This is a genomic window from Microbacterium sp. 1S1 (genome assembly GCF_008271365.1).
In the GTDB taxonomy this organism is placed as follows: domain Bacteria; phylum Actinomycetota; class Actinomycetes; order Actinomycetales; family Microbacteriaceae; genus Microbacterium.
In genome coordinates this window covers 2,399,877-2,418,919 of sequence record NZ_CP043430.1, presented here as the reverse complement: position 1 = coordinate 2,418,919, position 19,043 = coordinate 2,399,877, and the positions used below count along the sequence as shown (strand labels likewise).

Genomic DNA, 19,043 nt, shown 5'->3' with positions numbered 1-19,043 from the left:
AAAGGACTCGTCTCCATTATGATGGCCACACTTCACCAGAGCAGGAAGCGGCTCAGACTCGCACTCGTCGGCGTCGCGCTCATCGTCGCCGGCGTCCTCGCCGCGCCTACGGCGGCATTGGCAGCCGATGATGCCGGCGATCGCGACGAGCGTGTGTCGTCGCGGATCATCGGCGGCAAAGCGGTGCCGAACGACGCCTATCCGTTCATGGCGTCGCTCCAGTTCGGCGGCGAGGCCTTCTGCGGCGGGTCGCTCGTCGCACCGCGCGTCGTGATGACCGCCGCACACTGCGTCACGAGCGCCGACCCCGTCACCGGGCTCCCCATGCCGGAGGTCGACGGAGTGACCGTCACGGTCGGCCGGACCGTCCTCTCCGACGACGGGCAGGGTCAGGATCGCGGTCTCGCCGGTCCGGACGCCGGTGGCCCCGTCGTCGTCCACCCGCGCTACCTCGACGGGGACGAGGCCTTCGATGTCGCCTTCGTCATGCTGGACCGCCCCGTCACCGGGATCGTTCCCGTGAAGCTCCCCACGAAGGGCACGGACGCCCTCCTCCGGCCGGGGCAGTCGGCGACGGTGATCGGCTGGGGAAACACCGACACCGCCCTCGGGAACTTCCCGGACCGCCTCCGCCAAGTACAGGTGCCGATGCTCGCCACGGAGGAATGCGAACTCAGCTACGACTCCTTCCGCCCGGGCGTGAACATGTGTGCGGGCACCGTCGGAAAGGACTCCTGTCAGGGAGACAGCGGTGGCCCGCTCTTCCGCCAGCCGCCTGGGCGCGACACCGCGTACCAGATCGGCGTCGTCTCCTACGGCGACGGCTGCGGCGACCAGGGCGCTCCCGGGGTCTACGTGTCGCTGAGTTCGTCGGAGCTCTGGGACACGCTGGCTGAGTCCTCGGAGGGTCGGGCCATCGCGAAGAGCCTGAGGCGCTGACTCTCGTCGGAGCCGTTGACGGTCAGCCCTGGGCGCCCCGCACCCGAAGGTCGCGCGCGAGATGGTCGCGCTGCTCGACGATGAGTCGTCGCAGCGCCGCCGGGGCCCCAGGGTTGTCCGCGAGCCAGCGGTCGACGAGAGTCAGCGACGGGCTGGCGGGAAAGAGACCGAGCACCAGACGCTTGGCGATCTCGATGCTCCGATCCGCCCAGGCCACTCCGATCCGCGCGAAGTACTCCTCGTCGTAAGCCTCGATGAGGTCACGTCGCCCGCCGGCGCGGAACCCGCCGATCTCCGCGTCGAGGTGGTCGTTGGTCAGCGACTCATCCTCCCAGGCAGCCGTCCAGGCGGCGGCACGCACCGCCACGTCAGGAACGGAGGCGCGCGCCCGACGCGCCGCGGTGCGACCGTCGCCGGTGTCGTCCCGCTCCTCTTCCGCCGCGACGTCCGTCAGGTCGGCATGGCCGGTCGTGACGAGGGCCGTGAGGAGCTGCCAGCGGAGGTCGGGATCGACCAGGAGGCCTTCGGGCACGTCACCGTCGAGCAGCGCGCGGATCTCCGTGTGGTGGACGTCGTCGTAGGCCGAGGCCGCTGCCAACGCGCGCGCCCACGAGAGCTGGGCGTCACTGCCCGCCTCCGCCTGCTGAAGAGCCGACCACGTCGTCTCCGTCCACGCACGCTGCTCAGCACCGCGCCGGTCCTCGGCCACGAAGTGGCGCAGCGCGAAGGCGGCGTCCAGGAGCGCCGCCGCCAGGAGTCCGCCGTTCGACTCCCTCGGGGCGTGCGTGCGCACGATCGCGACGAAGCGGGCGGCATCGAGCTCGCCGTCCCTGGTCGCGTTCCAGAGCGAAGACCACACGAGCGCACGGGCGAGCGGGTCCTCGATGTCGGAGAGGGACTCCTCGACGGTGCGGAGCGAGCGCTCGTCCAGGCGTGCCTTGGCGTATGTGAGGTCGTCGTCATTGAGCAGCACGAGGTCTGCTTCCGGGAGGTCGATCTCGACGCGCTCCCCGATCAGGTCCAGCTCCCGCTGTTCTCGACGCACGATCCGGCCGTCGGCACGGTCGTACAGTCCGATCCGGAGGCGGTGCGGACGGGTGTCGTCCTGCACGAGGTGGTGAGTCCCGTCGGCGTCGGTCTCCGCCCAGATCGTCGAGACCCCCGTGGTCTGCAGCCAGGCGGCGGCCCAGTCGGTCATGTCCCTGCCGGACACCGCGCTGAGTTCGACGAGGAAGTCATCGAGCGTGGTGTTGCCGAAGGCGTTCGCCGCGAAGTACCGGCGGGCACCCTCGAAGAACGCGTCGTCGCCCACGAACGCGACGAGCTGCTTCAGCACCGAGGCGCCCTTGGCGTAGGTGATGCCGTCGAAGTTCAGCTTGGCGGCCTCGAGGTCGGGGATGTCGGCGACGATCGGGTGCGTCGTGGGAAGTTGATCCTGCTGATAGGCCCATGCCTTGCGGCGCATGGCGAAGGTCACCCACGCGTCGTGGAACCGGGTGGCCACCGCCGAGGCGTGCGAGCCCATATAGTCGGCGAACGACTCCTTGAGCCAGAGGTCGTCCCACCACGTCATCGTGACGAGGTCCCCGAACCACATGTGCGCCATCTCGTGCAGGATCGTGTTGGCGCGGCTCGCGCGCTGAGCCTCGGTGGCCGCCCCGCGGGAGAGATACGCCTCCGTGAAGGTGACGAGGCCAGGGTTCTCCATGGCGCCGAGGTTGTACTCGGGGACGAAGATCTGGTCGTACTTGCCCCACGGGTAGGGGTAGGCGAACGCGTCGCTGAAGAAGTCGAGCCCCTGCCTGGTCACCTCGAGGATCTCGTCGGACTCCAGGTGCTCGATGAGCGAACGTCGGACGAACACGCCGAGCGCGACCTGCTGCTCGTCTCTGGTCCATTCCCCGTCGACGCGGGCATACGGTCCGGCCGCGACCGCCGTGATGTAGCTGGAGATCGGCAACGTCGGCGCGAACTGGACACGTTGCACCCCGACCCCGAGGTCGGTGTGCGCTGGCGACTGGTTCGACAGCACCTCCCACCCGGAAGGCGCGTCCACGACGAAGGTGTACTCCGCCTTCATGTCGGGCTGCTCGAAGCAGGCCATGACACGGCGGGCGTCCGCCGGCTCGTACTGCGTGTACAGGTACGTGTGGTCGTCCACCGGGTCGTGGAACCGGTGCAGACCCTCCCCCGAACGGCTGTACGCACCGACCGCCTCGACCCGGACGACATTCGAGGCGGCGAGGCCATCGATCGCGATACGGGCGCCGTCGTAGGCGATCTCACGCTCCTCGCCGTTGACCTCGACACGACGGACCTCTTCACCGATGAAGTCGAGCCACGTGCTCGCGACCGTCGCATCGAACTCCAGGACCGTGGTCGTCGGAAAGCCCGTGCGCGCCCGCTCCGGCGCCCCGGTCAGGTCCAGCTCGACACGGATGCGGTGGAGGGTGATCGCGGCGGATCGCGCTGCGGTCTCCTCGCGGGTCAGGTTCGCGGTGTGCATCCCCCCATCCTGGCATCTTCCGGACGTGGACTGGGAAGCCTCGATCGCGTCACCGCCGCGGCATGGACGTCCCTCGCCGGTTGACCTTGCGGGACGTCTCCGGTCCTCCGAGGAGCCGTCGGATCGCGGTCTCCGGGGTGACGTCGAGGTCGAGGGTCCTTCCCCTCGCATACTGACGGAACACCCGCGGATCGATGTAACTGTTGCGAGCGACGGCCGTGGTGTTGCCGAGGGCGGTCGCTGCAGCCTGCACGGCGAGCCGTTCGGCCTGATTGCGCTGACCGCGGCGGTCGAGGACGCCGATTCGAGCCAGAGCGTCGGCGGCGATGATCGTACCGTGGAGCGTCCGGAAGTCCTTGGCCGAGAAACTCGCTCCCAGTACCTCTTTGAGGTACGTGTTGACCTCGGCGGGTGTGATCTTCACCCGCCGCCGCCCCTTGCGATACGCGAGGAGGAAGGCGGTCGAGGCGCCGCTCGCGAAATCGGTGAGAGCCTCCGCCAGGGCCTCGTCCGTGATCTCGATCGCGGCGGTCTGTCCGCTCTTCGCCGGGAAGGACAGGGCGACGTCACCCCCGTCGATGCGCACGTCGCGGCGGCGGAGCGTGGTCAGGCCGCGGCTTCCGTGGCGGGCCAGGTAGCGTTCCGAGCCGATCCGAAGCGCGGCGTCATCCAGGAGGCGGAAGGCGATCGCGAGGGCTCGCTCCTTCGTCTGGCCGTCCTCCTTCAGAGCCTTCGTGACCTGCGCACGCGCACTGGGCAGGGCGGCTGCGAGGTCCAGCGCGCGGACGAACTTGCGGCGATCGCGGGAGACGCGCCAGAGCGGGTGATAGAGGTACTGCTTCCGCCCGGCCGTGTCGATCCCGACCGCCTGGATGTGCGCGAGCGGGTCGGCGGCGATCCACACGTCCTGCCAAGCGGGCGGGATCACCAGGTCACTGATGCGCTCCCGGTCCGCCTCGGGCGCGGGCTCCCCCGTCGGGTCGACGTACCGGAACCCCGAGCTCGTCCGCTTCCGCGTGAAACCCGGGTCCTGTCCCGGTACCACTCGCACCAGTCGTGCCATCCCCGTCTCCTCCCGCCGTGCAGCTCTCCCGAGTGTGGAGCGACTGCGGCCCGGGCCGGAAGGGAGTGGCGTTTCACCCCGCCGGCGTGCTATCCCCGCCCGCGTCCTTCGCGAAGACCGCCCGCATGTGGTCACTGGTGAGGAAGTCCGCGATGCCGATCATGATCAGGCTGAACACGATCTGCTCGGTGACCATCCAGACCGGGTAGAGGCCGGGGATCGCCGCCATGACGAGCGTGATGACGGGGAAGATCTGAGCGAACAAGCGCAGCCGAAGGTAGGCCCAGCGCCACCCGCGACGCGCGCGCCACGCGAAGTAGAACAGTGTCGCCGTCATCGCCAGCACCACGAGCGTGCGCATCCACACGGCGAAGGGCACGCTGTCCCCGTCGGCGGCGAGCACGAGTGCGACCGCGACAGCGCCGACGCCGAGCACCAACTCGGCGACGAGAAGCCACAGGATCCAGGTGAAGGCGCGGACGGTCCGCGGATGGGTGCGACCGGCGTCGCTGATCAGCACACCGGCCTGCCGCCCACCCGCGATCCGGTCCAGACGGAGGAAGAGCGGTTCGAGGGCCATGCTCGGAGCCTAGACCGGCGGCGTCCGTTCGACATCGTCCGTTCGATGGACCTCGGCGCTGCTGCCGTTGGCCGCTGCCGGGAGCACCCGCTCCAGCACCACCGCCAGCACGCCGACGGCGAGGCTGCCCGCGACCATGACCGCGATGAACCAGCCGCTGACGCCGACGCCGAGAAGCACGCCCGCGACGAGCGGACCGAGGATCGCTCCGCCCTGGAAGGCCGCGGAGTTGAGAGCGTTGTAGCGCCCGCGGGTGCGGTCGGTCGCGAGATCGTTGTAGATGGCCGGGATCGTCGGCTGCATCATGGTCTCCCCGAACGCGAACACACCCATGAACGCGATCACCGCGATCGCGGCCGTGACGGAGTCGGGAAGCAGACCCGCGGCGCCGAGCATGACCCAGGAGACGGCCCAGATGAGCGCCATGACCTGCATGACCCTGGTGCGCCGGCGCCCTGTGATGAGCCGGAGGACGGCGAACTGCAGCAGCACGATGACGGCCGTGTTCACCGCGAACGAGATGCCGACGACGGCGGTCGAGACCTGGGCGATCTGTCGAGCGTAGGCGGGGAAACCCGCCTCGATCTGTCCGTAACCGATGAAGACGGAGAAGAAGGTCAGCAGCGTCATCCAGAGCACCGCTGGACGCCGGAGGATCTCGCGATAGCCGCCTTCCGTGGCCACCGACGGGTCGGGGTCCGGCTGGGTGCGCACGTGCCGGAGAGGACCGAGGAGCAAGGCGAGCGGGATGAGGCTCGTCGCGGCGTCGATGAGGAAGATCGTGGTGAAGGTCGAGGGGTCGGTCACATCGACGAAGAACCCACCGATGATGCCTCCCACCCCGATGCCGAGGTTCACCAGGGCGAAGTTGACTCCGAAGTACTGCTGGCGGACTTCACCGTCGACCACCGAGGCGATGAGCGCGTTGAAGCCCGGCCAGGAGATTCCGAAGTTGATGCCGATGAGCACGACGGCCACGGTCGCGACGGCGGGATGCGTGGCGTAGGCGAGAAGAGTGCAGCCGGCGATCATCGACAGCAGACCGACGATCAGCACCCGACGAGCCCCGAAGCGGTCGATGAGCGTGCCCCCGGGACCCGTGACCGCGAGTCCCGTGATCGCGATGAGGCTCATGAGGGCTCCGGAGAAGCCGAGATCGAAGCCGCGGACTTCGTGAAGGTAGATGATCGTGAACGGCAGCGTCATGCCCCGCCCGAGCGTCTGGATCGCCACGGTCGACAGCAGCCAGCGCCCTTCGGTGGGCAGCGCATTCCAGAAAGACCTCATACCGATCACCTCGACATTGTTCCAGGAGCCGGGGACATCGGGCGCACGCCGCTCAGCCGATATTCTGCGAACATGCCACTGTCGTTCGAAGAGTTCCGGTCCTCCCTGCTGCACGCACCCACCCGTGAGTCCTGGGGCCTGGTGCTCACGGATACCGAGGCGCAGCAGGTCGCCGCCGACGAGCAGGCGAGCCGGAGCTGGTACGACTACTGGCTCGCGACGAGTGCTCCCGCGGTCCCCTCTCCGACGGCACCCCTCGGAGGACACGAGCTCCCGATCGCCGCGGCGCCCGCGTTCGCGACAGGCCTTGCGCCCGCGCCTGCACCGCTGTCCGGCGTACCGGGGCAAGGGTTCGACAGCACTGGTGGGCCGGCGTCCTCCGCACCGGAGACGCCGGAGCGGAAGAGTCGGGTCGGGCTCTGGGTGACCTTGGGCGTCGTGGGGGCGCTGCTCCTCCTCGCCGCCATCGTCACGGTGTTCGCCCTCGTGACCGCCCGCCACTGGACCAAGGTCGACGTGCCGGAGGAACCCGAGACCTTCCACAGCGAGGAGTACGAGACCGGCCGCTTCCTCGTCGCCGACGACGGCGTCAGCCCGTGCTCCGTCGACCAGGACTGGACCGACTGCATCGGACTCATGGAGGCCGAGTACGCGGGCGCCTGTGCCGGCGTCGACCTCGTTCCCGCCGCGGCCGGCCTGTGCGCGCAGCATCGCGCTGAGATCGACCGGATGATCGCGGAGGACGCCGACGGCATGTACGTCGCGTCCCTGGGCGACTTCGGCCATCTCACCCGTACCCCGGAGACCGCGACGCGTCAGGTCTCCAACGACGACGCCGAGCCCGCCGTCACACACGAGGCGGTCTGCTACCTCGGCTTCCTCGGGGAGTGCGAGTAGCGGCGATCCCTCAGCGGGGCGCGACCGGTCGGTGGCCGTGTGCGGTCTCGATGAAGAGCTCGATCGCGTCCGCCGTCGGCCACCCCGCCAGCGCACTCAGGTCCCGGTCGGTATCGTCCCACCGCTCACGATCCTCGGGCGTCCAGTCGTCGCCCTCCTCGATGTGGAGCCCGTCGATCCGTCCCCCTTCGACGCGGAGACGGACGTCGAAGGTGCGGTCGTCGAGCGCGCGATACCGACCGAGCACCGGGAAGGTAGCGGTCCCGGGCACGGCCCGTGGCCCCTCGGGCGCTGTCTCCAGGCTCAGCCAGGGCCAGAACGGCGCCTCAGGGTCGTCACGCACCAGTCGCGCGTCGGCGAGCTGCGCACGCAGCTCGGGAGCCCCATGGTCGTCCGTCGCGGACAGCAACAGCTCGGCGAGGGCGCGGACCTCCCGGGGGAGTTCGACGGCGGCCGCCGCCGAAGCGTGCTCGTCGAGCTCCGGGCCCGCACCGCGCGGGCGTCCGCGGCCGATCCACCACGCCCCGAGCGAGAGCGCGGCCTGGCCCGCGACGAGCCACCAGCGCGGGTGATGCGAGCCTCGGCGCACGAGACCGTCGTGCAGCCGTGCGTCGAGCGCCTCTCCGGCTTCGGCGAGTCCGAAGGCGGCCCCGGCTGCTCCGGTCGCGAGGGCGCCGCGGCCGATGGGTCCGACCAGGTCCGGCTCGGCCGTGGGCCGGAGGCTCGCCCACACGGTCCACGCCGTCAGCGCGGCGATCGCGCTTCGATACGCGACCCGGCGCCCGGTCGTGAGCCGACGAGGCTCGATGGCGGCGAGGCCGGCCGTGAGGCCGGTAGTCACCACCCCGTGCGTCACGCTGTTCGCGTCGTTCAGCCGGCGGATCACCGTGCGGAATCCCATTCCTCCACGCTACCGATTACGGCCTCTCCCCCGGGGAACGACAGAGGCCCGGACCACGGACTTTCGCCGTGTTTCCGGGCCTTCTCTGTTGGCTGGGGTACCTGGACTCGAACCAAGAACAACTGAACCAGAATCAGCCGTGTTGCCAATTACACCATACCCCAAGGGCGAAACCGGAGCCTCGCACCGAGAGTCAAGCCTACCCGAGCGGCGACCGATCACCAAAACCACCGGTGCTGTGTCGCCGCTCGGGCGCGTCGCGGATCAGTTCGCGAGGAACGCCGAGAGGGCGCGCAGCCGACGCAGCGACTCGTCCTTGCCGAGCAGCTCCATCGACTCGAACAGCGGCGGCGAGACGCGGCGTCCGGTGATGGCCACGCGCGGCGGCCCGTAGGCGACGCGCGGCTTGAGCTCGAGGTTCTCCACCAGCGCCGTCGACAGGGCCTCCTGAATTTTCTCCGGAGTGAAGTCCGTGACCGGCTCCAGGGCGGCGACGCAGGCGTCGAGCACCTCGGCGGCGTTGGCCGGGAGCCCCTTGAGCGCATCCGCGTCGTACGACACCTCGTCGCGGAACAGGAAGCCGAGCATACCCGGAACCTCGCCCAGCAGCTGCACGCGCTCCTGCACCAGCGGAGCCGCACGGAACGCCAGGACGAGCTGCTCATGGGTCGGCTCGTCGAACAGACCGGCCGCCGCGAGGTACGGCACCGTACGCTCGGCGAAGTCCTTCACGTCGAGCATGCGGATGTGGTCGCCGTTGATCGACTCGGCCTTCTTCTGGTCGAAGCGGGCGGGGTTCGGGTTGACGTTCTCGATGTCGAACGCGGCGATGAACTCGTCGAGCGAGAAGACGTCGCGGTCCGGGCCGATCGACCAGCCCAGGAGCGCGAGGTAGTTCAGCAGCCCCTCGTGGATGAACCCGCGCTCGCGATGCAGGAACAGGTCCGCCTGCGGGTCGCGCTTGGAGAGCTTCTTGTTGCCGGTCTCCCCCAGCACGAGCGGCATGTGGGCGAAGCGCGGGACGAACGTCGTCACCCCGGCGTCGATGAGGGCCGCGTAAAGCGAGAGCTGGCGCGCGGTGGACGGCATGAGGTCTTCGCCGCGCAGCACGTGCGTGATGCCCATCAGCGCGTCGTCGACGGGGTTCACGAACGTGTAGAGCGGCACGCCGTTGGGTCGCACCACGACGAAGTCCGGGAAGGAGCCGGCAGGGAAGGTCACTTCGCCGCGGATGAGGTCCACGTACGTGAGGTCCTCGTCGGGCACGCGCAGCCGGAGAGCGGGCTGGCGGCCCTCCGCACGGAACGCCGCCCTCTGCTCGTCCGTGAGATCCCGATCGAAGTTGTCGTAGCCGAGCTGCTTCGCACGTCCGTTGGCCTCGTTGCGGGCGTCGATCTCCTCGGCCGTCGAGTAGCTCTCGTAGAGCGCGCCCGTCTCGAGGAGCTTGTCGATGACCTCGCGGTAGATGTCGTGCCGCTCGGACTGGCGGTACGGGGCGTGCGGGCCGCCGACCTCGACGCCCTCGTCCCAGTCGATCTGCAACCAGGTCAGTGCGTCGACGAGCTGGCGGAAGCTCTCCTCGCTGTCTCGGGCGGCATCGGTGTCCTCGATGCGGAACACCATCTTCCCGCCGTTGTGACGGGCGTACGCCCAGTTGTACAGAGCCGTGCGGACCATGCCGACGTGCGGCAGCCCCGTCGGAGAGGGGCAGAAGCGGACGCGGACGTCGGCGCCGCTGGCGGTCGTGGTGAGGGGATGCGGAGTAGCCATAGCCCTTCGATTCTACGGGTGCGGGCAGATCAGCCCCGGCGCGAGACCGCCACGGCCGCGCGGTGCTCCAGGGGCAGCACCGTTCCCACCCGATGCGCCGCGACGGTCTCCTCGAACCCCGCGCGGAACCGGGATCGCTCGGCGGAGGAGAGCGCGGCGTACTGCGCGCCCGCACCGGCCACACGGCCCTCGACCGAGACCCACAGGGCGTCCGGGTCGGCGTGCCAGGTCCAGGTGTGCTCGCTGACCGCCACCTCCGGGAGTCCGGCCTCGACGAGCATGGCCGCGAAGCCGTCCGCGGTGCGATCGAAGTCCTCCTCGGCCGGAAGCCTCTCCCCCGCAGACGGCCGCAGCCCCGCGCGTTCGACGACCTCGGCCCAGAACCACGACGGGGAGCGGGTCCAGGTCGTCGCGGCGACCTGTCCCCGCGCGACCCGACCCAGCTCGCGGGCGGCGGTCCGCGGGGAGGAGACGTGGTTCAGCACGAAGTTCGCCACGACGGCGTCGACGGAACGGTCGTCGAAGGGCAGCGTCGGCAGGCCGTCGTCGATGATGCGGAGCGTCGGGTGCCGCCGGCGGGCGACGGCGCGCATGGTCGGCTCGGGTTCGCAGGCCGTGACGTTCCACTCCAGGCCGGCGAAACGGGCCGCGAGGCCACCCTCGCCCGCCCCGACATCGAGGAGGCTGCGACCCTCCGCTGGTCCGAGGGCGGCGGCGAGGACATCGACCGTGCCCGCGCACAGGGCGGCGTACGAGGCGGCATAGGCCTCCCCGACGCCGTCCCAGGCCTTCACCGCGCGTTGCTCCGGGCGAGCGGCGACAGCGCGACGATCGCGAGGACGAGCACGGAGGCCGCGATGCCGAGCCCGGCGTACTGGAAGTTCGACAGCACGATGCCGGCGAGGACGGACCCGGCGGCGGCGGACAGGCTCATCAGCGAGTCGCTGCGTCCTTGGCGCCGCGTGCGGACGTCGGGTGCGGACGCCTCGGTGAGCAGGGCGGCGCCGGCGACCGTGGCGGCGCTCCAGCCGAGGCCGAGCAGGATCAGGGCGACCATCACGCCCCAGGCCTCAGTGCCGGCGAAGACGGCGAAGGCGAGGGCGCCGCCGAGGAGAGCCTGCCCGAGCAGCACCACACGGAGCCGCCCCCAGCGGTCGGCGAGCACGCCGAACACCGGCGAGAGGGCGTACATCCCGCCCACGTGCAGCGCGATGGTGATGCCCACGAGCGCCGAGACGTCGGCCGGTGTCGCCGCCGTACCGTGGGCGCCGTGGGCCATGTGGGACAGATGCACGGGGGTCATCGCCATGACCGATGCCATCACCACGTGCGAGCCCGCGATGGCGAAGATCGCGTAGCGCGCGACCACCGGACGATCGGTCACGACGGCGCTGGCGCTGGCCGTCGCCGCCCGGGCCAGGCGTTGCGCGGCCAGCAGCGGATCAGGACGGAGCGCGACGAGGTAGAGCACGAGCGCCGCGCACTGCGCGACGAACGAGAACACGTACGAACCGGTCTGCGGCGGCATGCCGATCGTCTGACCGACGATCTCCCCCGGACCGAGCAGCAGCGGTCCCGCCACTCCGCCGATCGTCGTGGACCAGACGACGATCGAGAGGTCGCGCCCGCGGTGCTGCGGCGCCGCGAGGTCCGTCGCCGCGAACCGGGACTGCAGATTGCCCGCGTTGCCCGCTCCGATCAGCAGGATGCCGACGAGCAGGAGCGGGAAGACGCGCACGGAGGCCGCGAGGATCACCACGGCGATCCCGATGAGGGCGAAGAGGTTGCCAAGGGTGAGGGCGCGGCGCCGTCCGAGCCGAGCGGCCATCCGGGCGAGCGGGATCGCGCAGAGCGCCGCTCCCAGCGTCACCGACGCCGTCGCGAGCCCGGAGAGCGCATCGCTGCCCGAGATGTCCGCGGCGAGCAGCGCACCGAGCGAGACGGTGGCGCCGAAGGCGATGCCACCGAGCACCTGGCCGAGCGACAGCACCAGCACCGTGCGGCGCTGGACCGCCTGTTGCTGCGCCGCCGTGAGGGCGACGTCGGTCATGACCCGGGAACGGCGTCGCGCACGGTGTTGCGCAGGATGCCGAGTCCCGAGATCTCGACCTCGACGGTGTCGCCCGCCTCGAACGTTCCCACGCCCGCGGGGGTGCCCGTCATGATGACGTCGCCCGGGAGAAGGGTGAACACGGCGGACGCGTACTCGATGATCGCGGCGACCGAGTGGATCATGTCGGTGAGCGGCGCATGCTGGCGGACCTCACCGTTCACGCGCGTCTCGATGGTGGCCTGCGCCGGGTCGAAGTCCGTCTCGATCACGGGACCAAGGGGACAGAAGGTGTCGAAGCCCTTCGCGCGGGACCACTGTCCATCCTTGCGCTGCAGGTCGCGAGCCGTGACGTCGTTGCCGATTGTGTACCCGAGCACGTGATCGAGGGCGTTCTCCGCCTTCACGTTCTTCGCGATCCGACCGATCACCACCACGAGCTCGCCCTCGTACTCCGTCCGCTCGGACAGCGCGGTGGGGCGCACGATCGCGTCGTCCGGGCCGATCACGGCGGTGTTCGGCTTGAGGAACAGCAACGGCTCCTCGGGGGCCACGCCGCCCATCTCAGCAGCGTGGTCGTGGTAGTTCTTGCCGACGCACACGACCTTGGAGCGCGGGATCACGGGCGCGAGCAGCGTGACCTCGGTCAGCGGGACGCGCGCGCCGGTGGTCTCGTACCCGGAGAACATCGGGTCCCCGGCGAGCACGACGAGCTCCCGCTCGTCGATGATCCCGTACATGATGGCGTCGTCGTGGCTGAACCGGGCGATCTTCATGTCTCCACCCTAGATCCCCGCTCTGCCGACGAGACCCCGCCTTCCACGCGGCGACACGGCGGGGTGTCGGCGGGAAGACGGGGTCTCGGGGAATCGGATCAGGCGTCGAGGCGGAGGAGCCAGCCGTGCTTGTCCTCGCGGCGCCCGTACTGGATGTCGGTGAGCTCCTCGCGGAGGGACAGCGCGAGCTCGCCCAGCGGCTGCGGCTCGTCGAAGCCTTCTCCCACCAGAGCGCCGATCGGAGTGACGACCGCGGCCGTGCCACAGGCGAACACCTCGACGATGTCGCCGGAAGCCACGCCCTCGCGCCACTCGTCGATCGAGATCGGTCGCTTCTCGACCGTGTAGCCGCGGTCCTCGGCGAGCTGCAGCAGGGAGTCGCGTGTGATCCCCTCGAGGATGCTGTCGGACTCCGGCGTGACGACCCGGCCGTCCTTGAAGACGAAGACGACGTTCATGCCGCCGAGCTCCTCGACGTCGCGCTTCTCGTTGAGGAAGACGACCTGGTCGCAACCCTTCGCGGTGGCCTCGGCCTGCGGCAGGAGGCTGGAGGCATAGTTGCCACCGGTCTTCGCCTTGCCGGTGCCGCCGCGACCCGCGCGAGCGTAGTCCTCGGACAGCCAGATCCGGACCGGCTTCACACCTCCCGTGAAGTACGCGCCGGCGGGGCTCGCGATCACGTAGTAGGCGACCTTCTGCGCCGCGCGCACACCGAGGAAGGCCTCCTTGGCGAACATGAACGGCCGCAGGTAGAGGCTCTGGTCGGCTCCGGACGGCACCCAGCGGCCGTCCACGGCGATGAGCTCCCGGAGCGACTGAATGAAGTACTCCGTGGGCAGCTCCGGCAGCGCGAGGCGGCGGGCACTCGCCTGCAGACGCGCGGCGTTGCGGTCGGGGCGGAAGGTGTGGATCGAACCGTCGGCGTGCCGGTAGGCCTTGATGCCCTCGAAGATCTCCTGCGCGTAGTGCAGCACCGAGGCGGCGGGGTCGAGCGGGATCGGACCGTAGGGCTGCACGCGAGGACGGTGCCAGCCGCCCTTGGCGGACCAACAGATGTCGACCATGTGATCCGTGAAGACGACCCCGAACCCGGGGTTCTCCAGCACCTCGGCGACGCGGGCCGGCGAGGCCGCGTTCAGGTTCTTCGTCACGGTGAACTCCAGGGGAGCCACGCTCGTCTCGGCATCGATCGTCGTCATGTCGTCTTCCAATCCTCGTGGGGCGGGCGCATCCTCGCGCCCTGTCAGCCTACGCCCGCCGTTCAGAGACGGGCGGTGATCGCGGAGCCGATCTCCGCGGTGGTGCGGGCACCGCTGCGGGCGGCGATGTCCGCCTCGACCGCGGCGCTCACACGCGCCGACTCGGCCGTGAGGCCGAGGTGGTCGAGCAGCAGCGCGATGGAGAGGATCGCGGCGGTCGGGTCGGCCTTCTGCTGGCCTGCGATGTCCGGCGCCGAGCCGTGCACGGGTTCGAACATCGAGGGGAAGGCGCCATCGGGGTTGATGTTCCCTGAGGCGGCGAGGCCGATGCCGCCCGTGACGGCGCCGGCGAGGTCGGTGAGGATGTCACCGAAGAGATTGTCCGTCACGATCACGTCGAAGCGCGAGGGATCGGTGACGAGGAAGATGGTGGCCGCGTCGACGTGCAGGTAGTCGACCGCGACGTTCGGGTGTTCGGCGGCCACGTCGTTCACGATGCGCTGCCAGATCGCACCGGCGTGCACGAGCACGTTCGTCTTGTGCACGAGGGTGAGCTTCTGGCGGCGGCGTTCCGCGAGGGTGAAGGCGTAGCGGACGACGCGTTCGACGCCGAACGCGGTGTTGACGGAGGTCTCGTTGGCGACTTCCTGCGGAGTCCCCTTCCGGATCGTCCCGCCGTTGCCGACGTAGGGCCCTTCCGTCCCTTCGCGGACGACGACGAAGTCGACCTCGCCCGGGTCCGACAGGGGACCGGGCGCGCCCGAGAAGAGCTTCGAGGGGCGGAGATTCACGTAGTGGTCGAGGGTGAACCGCAGCTTCAGCAGGAGTCCGCGCTCGATGTTCGCGTCCTTCAGGCGCGGGTCGCCGGGCGTGCCCCCGACCGCGCCGAGGAGGATCGCGTCGTGTGCGGAGATCGCCGCGAGGTCGTCGTCCGTGAGGGTGTCGCCGGTCTCGAGGTACCGGCCGGCACCGAGCGAGAAGCGGGTCTTGTCGAACGTCACGCCGCTGTCGGCGGTGACGGCGTCGAGCACCTTCTCCGCCTCGGCGATGACCTCGGGCCCGATCCCGTCACCGGGGATGACGGCCAGCTTCACGACACGCGACATGAGACTCCTTGCGCACTGCACGGGGGTGGACCGGCCGCGGCGCGACGGCGGGTCGCACGAGCCGGTCCCCCAGCGTAGTGGTCAGTGCGTGGGTGCCTTGCGCAGTGTGACGGCCGCGATGACCCCCGCTGCGACGACGAGGCCCGCGCCGATGAGGGAGGTGACCGTGACGCCCGAGCCGAACGCGTCGGCTGCCGCCTGCCACAGGGCATCGCCGAGCGCGCCCGGCAGCTCCTGGGCGGCGGTGTACGCGCCCGCCAGCGTCTCCTGGGCGGCGCGGGCCACCTCGGCCGAAAGGCCCTCGGGCAGGACGAGAGCGCCCCGATAAAACGCGGTGATGATGCCGCCGAGGATCGCGGTCCCGAGCACGGCCCCGAGCTCGTACGCCGTCTCGGACACCGCGCTCGCGGCACCCGCCTTCGCCGCGGGGGCGCTGGACAGGATGAGCTCGTTCGAGATGGTCTCGGCCGCGCCGATGCCGATGCCCAGCACGACGAAGGCGAGGATGAGCGGCGCCACGCCGTGCGCGTGCGTGGTGACGGCGACGATGAGGTACCCCGCGACGGAGAACACCAGCGCGGCCGGGATGAGCACGTGCGGCGGAACCCGCCGCGAGATCGGCACCACCGTGAGTCCGGCGACGATCATGGCCGCCATGCCGGGCACCAGAGCCAGGCCCGCGACCATCGGCGAGAGCCCCAGCACGAGCTGGAGGTGCTGGGACACGAAGTACAGGAAGCCGACGAGGGCCACGACGCTGAGCAGGTTCACGAGGATCGCTCCGGAGAACGAGCCGCGGCGGAACAGGGCCATGTCGAGCATCGGGGTCTCGGCGCGGAGCTGGCGACGCACGAACAGCGTGCCCATCACCAGGCCGAGCAGCGCCCAGCCCGCGGCGTACAGCGACGGACCGTCGACCGCGAAGGACTTGATCGCGTAGACAACCGGGATCATCGCGGCCATGGACAGCAGGATGCTCAGCGGGTCGATGCGGCCCGGGTTCGGGTCGCGGCTCTCCGGCACGAGCAGCGGAGCGGCGATCAGCAGCGGGATGAGGACGGGGACCGCGATGAGGAACACCGACCCCCACGTGAAGTGCTCGAGGAGGAACCCTCCCACGATCGGCCCGAGGGCCGAACCGGCGGAGAAGGCGGAGGCCCAGACGGCGATCGCCATCCGGCGCTGGTCGCGGTTCTGGAAGATCGACCGCAGCAGCGACAGCGTCGACGGCATCAGCATGGCGCCGAAGAAGCCGAGCAGCGCGCGGGCGGCGATGAGCAGCCCGGCGGTCGGCGCGAAGGCGGCCAGCGCCGAGACGACGGCGAATCCCGTCGCCCCGATGAGGAGCAGCCGACGACGCCCGAAGCGATCGCCGAGTGTCCCCATGGTCACCAGGAGTCCGGCGAGCACGAGCGGATAGACGTCGATGATCCAGAGCTGCTCGGCCCCGCTCGGCGCCAGCGAGATCGAGATCTCGGGCAGCGCGAAGCTCAGCACCGTGTTGTCTACCGACACCAGCAGCACCGGGAGCATGAGGACGACGAGCGCCGCCCAGCCCCGTGCTCCGACGCGGGGAGCTTCCGTCTCCGTCGTCGGGATCGACGCCGTACGGGTCATGGAACACCTTTCCTTCCTGAGGACGCTCATTACTAAACCGTCCGGCTGGTATAGTAACAGACACCGTCCCTTCCATTCCTGCACAGAGGATGAACGATGCCCCGCCCTCCGCTCGCCCGCGAGAAGGTCCTCGATGCCTTCGAAGCGATCCTCATCGACGACGGCGAGCGGGCCGCGACCCTCGAGGCGACGGCGAAGGCCGCCGGCGTCTCGAAGGGGGGCCTGCTCTACCACTTCCGCTCGAAGGACGACCTCGAGGCGGGGCTCCTGGAACGCCTGGACCACCTGACCACCCTCGATCTGGAGCGCATGCGCACGGCCGAGGAGGGTCCCGTCGCGTACTACGTGCGGACCTCGGTGATGGAAGACGACGCGCTCGACCGGGCGCTCATCGCCACCACCCGGCTCGCCCAGGGTGGCTCGGCTTCTGCCGCCGACATGCTCCGCGAGACCCGGCGGCGCTGGGCGGAGACGATCCGTCCGCATGTCCGCGACACCGCCAGCCTCGATCTGGTGATGCTCGTCAGCGACGGCCTCTACTTCAACAACTCGCTCGACGTGCACGGGCCGGAGCGGCTGGTCCCGCGCAGCGACGAACTCGCCGACCTCATCGCGCTCGTGCTGCGCGCCACCGCCTGACCGCCGACACGGAGAAGGGCGAGAGCCTCACGCTCCCGCCCTTCTCCCCTGCCTGCGGCGTTAGACCTCGGTGATCTCGATCTGACGGAACAGGTCGGCGTCGATGGCGCCGCGCACGTCGTCCAGCAGCTCCTCGGAGACGGGCGAGTCGAGCGTCAGCACGCTGAGCGCCTGGTCGCCCGCCGCGATCCGCGAGATCTGCATACCGGCGATGTTGATGCCGGCCTCGCCGAACTTCTGCCCGTACACGGCCACGATGCCGGGGCGGTCGGTGTAGAGCATCACGACGTGGTGCTTCTCGATCGGGAGCTCCAGAGCGTGGTCATTGATGCCGACGAGCTTCTCGGCCTGCTTCGGTCCGGTCAGCGTGCCCGACACCGAGAGCTGGGACCCGTCGGAGAGCGCGCCGGTGAGCGTGATGACGTTCCGGTACTCCTCGCTCACGTCGTCCTTGAGCAGGCGCACCGCGATACCGCGCTGCTCCGCCAGGAGAGGAGCGTTCACATACGAGACGGTCTCGCTCACGATGTTCGTGAAGACGCCCTTGAGGGCGGCGAGCTTGAGCACACTCACGTCGTAGTCGTTGAGCTCGCCGTGCACCTCGACGTCGAGGCTCGTGAGCGGCGACGTGGCCAGCGCGGCGAAGATCTGACCGAGCTTCTCCACCAGGGAGATGCCGGGGCGCACGTACGGGTCGATGACGCCACCGGCGACATTGACCGCGTCCGGCACGAGGTCGCCACCGAGCGCGAGCCGCACCGAGCGTGCGACCGAGACACCGGCCTTCTCCTGCGCCTCCTCCGTGCTCGCGCCGAGGTGCGGGGTGACGACGACGTTGGGCAGGTCGAGCAGCGCGCGGGCGCTGCCACCCTCGGCCGGGGGCTCGGACGTGAAGACATCCAGGCCGGCACCGGCGATCTCACCGGCGACGAGGGCCTCGTGCAGCGCCTCCTCGTCGATGAGTCCGCCGCGGGCGACGTTCACGACGAAGGCGGTCGGCTTCATGGCGGCGAACTGCTCGGCGCCGATCATGCCGGTCGTCTCCGGCGTCTTGGGCATGTGGATCGTGAGGAAATCGGCCTCGGCGACGAGCTCGTCGAGCGAGAGGAGCTGCACGCCGAGCTGCTGGGCGCGGGCCGAGGTGACGTACGGGTCGTACGCGACGACGCGCATGTCGAAGGCGGCGAGGCGAGAGGCGACGAGAGCGCCGATCCGGCCGAGTCCGACGATGCCGACGGTCTTCTCGAAGAGCTCGGCGCCGGTGAAGGAGCTGCGCTTCCACTGACCGGCGGCCAGCGAGGCGTGCGCGGCCGGGATGCGGCGGGCGAGGCTGAGGATGTGGCCGACCGTCAGCTCGGCGGCGGAGACGATGTTCGACGTCGGCGCGTTGACGACCATGACGCCGGCGGCCGTCGCCGCCTTGATGTCGACGTTGTCGAGACCGACACCGGCCCGCGCGACCACCTTGAGCTTCGGCGCGTGCGACAGCGCCTCCTCGTCGATGCGCGTCGCCGAGCGGATGAGCACCGCGTCCGACTCGGCGAGGGCGGCGAAGAGCGCCTCGCGATCGGTACCGTCGACGTGGCGGACGTCGAAGTCGGGGCCGAGCGCCTCGATCGTGGCGGGAGAGAGTACTTCGGCGATGAGCACGACAGGCTTCGGCACAGTGGATCCTTCGGGGCAGCGCGACAGGCGGGAGGGGCCGATGCGCCG

At 70.0% G+C, this 19,043-nt stretch carries 16 protein-coding genes and 1 tRNA gene; 3 read left to right on the top strand and 14 right to left on the bottom strand.

What is annotated here, in order from left to right:
* Positions 1-18: 18 nt before the first annotated feature.
* Complete coding sequence (locus FY549_RS11660; RefSeq protein ID WP_149085168.1) at positions 19-939, top strand: S1 family peptidase; 921 nt, start codon at positions 19-21, stop codon at positions 937-939.
* A gap of 22 nt (positions 940-961) precedes the next feature.
* Here FY549_RS11660 and pepN read toward each other — a convergent pair whose 3' ends face one another.
* The 4 genes from pepN to FY549_RS11640 form a co-directional block, all read right to left on the bottom strand.
* Entirely contained in the window at positions 962-3,445 is a 2,484-nt protein-coding gene (pepN, locus tag FY549_RS11655) for an aminopeptidase N (RefSeq protein ID WP_149085167.1), read from the bottom strand.
* A 49-nt stretch (positions 3,446-3,494) separates the two neighbouring features.
* Positions 3,495-4,508 carry a DNA topoisomerase IB gene (locus tag FY549_RS11650; RefSeq protein WP_149085166.1) on the bottom strand — a complete coding sequence of 338 codons (1,014 nt, stop codon included), beginning with the start codon at positions 4,506-4,508 and terminating at the stop codon, positions 3,495-3,497.
* A gap of 73 nt (positions 4,509-4,581) precedes the next feature.
* On the bottom strand, positions 4,582-5,088 hold the full coding sequence (locus FY549_RS11645; protein ID WP_149085165.1) for a hypothetical protein: 507 nt from the start codon (positions 5,086-5,088) through the stop codon (positions 4,582-4,584).
* A 9-nt stretch (positions 5,089-5,097) separates the two neighbouring features.
* Positions 5,098-6,375 carry an MFS transporter gene (locus FY549_RS11640; protein WP_149085164.1) on the bottom strand — a complete coding sequence of 426 codons (1,278 nt, stop codon included), beginning with the start codon at positions 6,373-6,375 and terminating at the stop codon, positions 5,098-5,100.
* Between the two features lie 72 nt (positions 6,376-6,447).
* Between FY549_RS11640 and FY549_RS11635 the strand changes: the two genes are divergently transcribed.
* Entirely contained in the window at positions 6,448-7,272 is an 825-nt protein-coding gene (locus FY549_RS11635; RefSeq protein ID WP_149085163.1) for a hypothetical protein, read from the top strand.
* Between the two features lie 10 nt (positions 7,273-7,282).
* Here FY549_RS11635 and FY549_RS11630 read toward each other — a convergent pair whose 3' ends face one another.
* The 9 genes from FY549_RS11630 to FY549_RS11590 all read right to left on the bottom strand — a co-directional run bounded on the left by FY549_RS11630 (position 7,283) and on the right by FY549_RS11590 (position 16,691).
* Entirely contained in the window at positions 7,283-8,173 is an 891-nt protein-coding gene (locus FY549_RS11630) for a hypothetical protein (RefSeq protein WP_149085162.1), read from the bottom strand.
* 89 nt (positions 8,174-8,262) lie between these two features.
* A tRNA-Gln gene (locus FY549_RS11625) sits at positions 8,263-8,337 on the bottom strand.
* Positions 8,338-8,437: 100 nt separating this feature from the next.
* Positions 8,438-9,943: a glutamate--tRNA ligase gene (gene gltX / locus FY549_RS11620; RefSeq protein ID WP_149085161.1), complete on the bottom strand. Its 1,506-nt coding sequence runs from the start codon at positions 9,941-9,943 to the stop codon at positions 8,438-8,440.
* Positions 9,944-9,972: 29 nt separating this feature from the next.
* A complete protein-coding gene (locus FY549_RS11615) occupies positions 9,973-10,737 on the bottom strand; it encodes a class I SAM-dependent methyltransferase (protein ID WP_149085160.1) in 765 nt (254 codons plus the stop codon).
* Complete coding sequence (locus tag FY549_RS11610) at positions 10,734-11,993, bottom strand: MFS transporter (RefSeq protein ID WP_149085159.1); 1,260 nt, start codon at positions 11,991-11,993, stop codon at positions 10,734-10,736. Before FY549_RS11610 ends, FY549_RS11615 begins: the two co-directional genes overlap by 4 nt.
* Positions 11,990-12,769, bottom strand: coding sequence for a fumarylacetoacetate hydrolase family protein (locus FY549_RS11605; RefSeq protein WP_149085158.1), 780 nt, complete (start codon positions 12,767-12,769; stop codon positions 11,990-11,992). Before FY549_RS11605 ends, FY549_RS11610 begins: the two co-directional genes overlap by 4 nt.
* A gap of 98 nt (positions 12,770-12,867) precedes the next feature.
* Complete coding sequence (locus FY549_RS11600; RefSeq protein WP_149085157.1) at positions 12,868-13,968, bottom strand: branched-chain amino acid aminotransferase; 1,101 nt, start codon at positions 13,966-13,968, stop codon at positions 12,868-12,870.
* Positions 13,969-14,030: 62 nt separating this feature from the next.
* Positions 14,031-15,074, bottom strand: coding sequence for a 3-isopropylmalate dehydrogenase (locus tag FY549_RS11595; protein ID WP_149085156.1), 1,044 nt, complete (start codon positions 15,072-15,074; stop codon positions 14,031-14,033).
* 81 nt (positions 15,075-15,155) lie between these two features.
* Positions 15,156-16,691 (bottom strand): MFS transporter, encoded by a 1,536-nt coding sequence (locus FY549_RS11590; RefSeq protein ID WP_149085155.1) that lies wholly within the window; start codon positions 16,689-16,691, stop codon positions 15,156-15,158.
* A gap of 96 nt (positions 16,692-16,787) precedes the next feature.
* Between FY549_RS11590 and FY549_RS11585 the strand changes: the two genes are divergently transcribed.
* Positions 16,788-17,330 carry a TetR/AcrR family transcriptional regulator gene (locus tag FY549_RS11585; protein ID WP_149085154.1) on the top strand — a complete coding sequence of 181 codons (543 nt, stop codon included), beginning with the start codon at positions 16,788-16,790 and terminating at the stop codon, positions 17,328-17,330.
* A 60-nt stretch (positions 17,331-17,390) separates the two neighbouring features.
* On the opposite strand, the gene serA is transcribed toward FY549_RS11585, so the two are convergent.
* Complete coding sequence (gene serA, locus FY549_RS11580; protein ID WP_149085153.1) at positions 17,391-18,995, bottom strand: phosphoglycerate dehydrogenase; 1,605 nt, start codon at positions 18,993-18,995, stop codon at positions 17,391-17,393.
* Positions 18,996-19,043 lie beyond the last annotated feature (48 nt).

Excerpts from the sequence above, each read along its gene's own strand:
- FY549_RS11635 (WP_149085163.1), top strand. The coding sequence starts at position 6,448 with ATGCCACTGTCGTTCGAAGAGTTCCGGTCCTCCCTGCTGCACGCACCC.
- FY549_RS11585 (WP_149085154.1), top strand. The coding sequence starts at position 16,788 with ATGCCCCGCCCTCCGCTCGCCCGCGAGAAGGTCCTCGATGCCTTCGAA.
- FY549_RS11645 (WP_149085165.1), bottom strand. The coding sequence starts at position 5,088 with ATGGCCCTCGAACCGCTCTTCCTCCGTCTGGACCGGATCGCGGGTGGG.
- gltX (WP_149085161.1), bottom strand. The coding sequence starts at position 9,943 with ATGGCTACTCCGCATCCCCTCACCACGACCGCCAGCGGCGCCGACGTC.
- FY549_RS11610 (WP_149085159.1), bottom strand. The coding sequence starts at position 11,993 with ATGACCGACGTCGCCCTCACGGCGGCGCAGCAACAGGCGGTCCAGCGC.
- FY549_RS11650 (WP_149085166.1), bottom strand. The coding sequence starts at position 4,508 with ATGGCACGACTGGTGCGAGTGGTACCGGGACAGGACCCGGGTTTCACG.
- FY549_RS11595 (WP_149085156.1), bottom strand. The coding sequence starts at position 15,074 with ATGTCGCGTGTCGTGAAGCTGGCCGTCATCCCCGGTGACGGGATCGGG.
- FY549_RS11600 (WP_149085157.1), bottom strand. The coding sequence starts at position 13,968 with ATGACGACGATCGATGCCGAGACGAGCGTGGCTCCCCTGGAGTTCACC.
- FY549_RS11590 (WP_149085155.1), bottom strand. The coding sequence starts at position 16,691 with ATGACCCGTACGGCGTCGATCCCGACGACGGAGACGGAAGCTCCCCGC.
- FY549_RS11630 (WP_149085162.1), bottom strand. The coding sequence starts at position 8,173 with ATGGGATTCCGCACGGTGATCCGCCGGCTGAACGACGCGAACAGCGTG.
- FY549_RS11640 (WP_149085164.1), bottom strand. The coding sequence starts at position 6,375 with ATGAGGTCTTTCTGGAATGCGCTGCCCACCGAAGGGCGCTGGCTGCTG.
- FY549_RS11605 (WP_149085158.1), bottom strand. The coding sequence starts at position 12,769 with ATGAAGATCGCCCGGTTCAGCCACGACGACGCCATCATGTACGGGATC.
- FY549_RS11660 (WP_149085168.1), top strand. The coding sequence starts at position 19 with ATGATGGCCACACTTCACCAGAGCAGGAAGCGGCTCAGACTCGCACTC.
- pepN (WP_149085167.1), bottom strand. The coding sequence starts at position 3,445 with ATGCACACCGCGAACCTGACCCGCGAGGAGACCGCAGCGCGATCCGCC.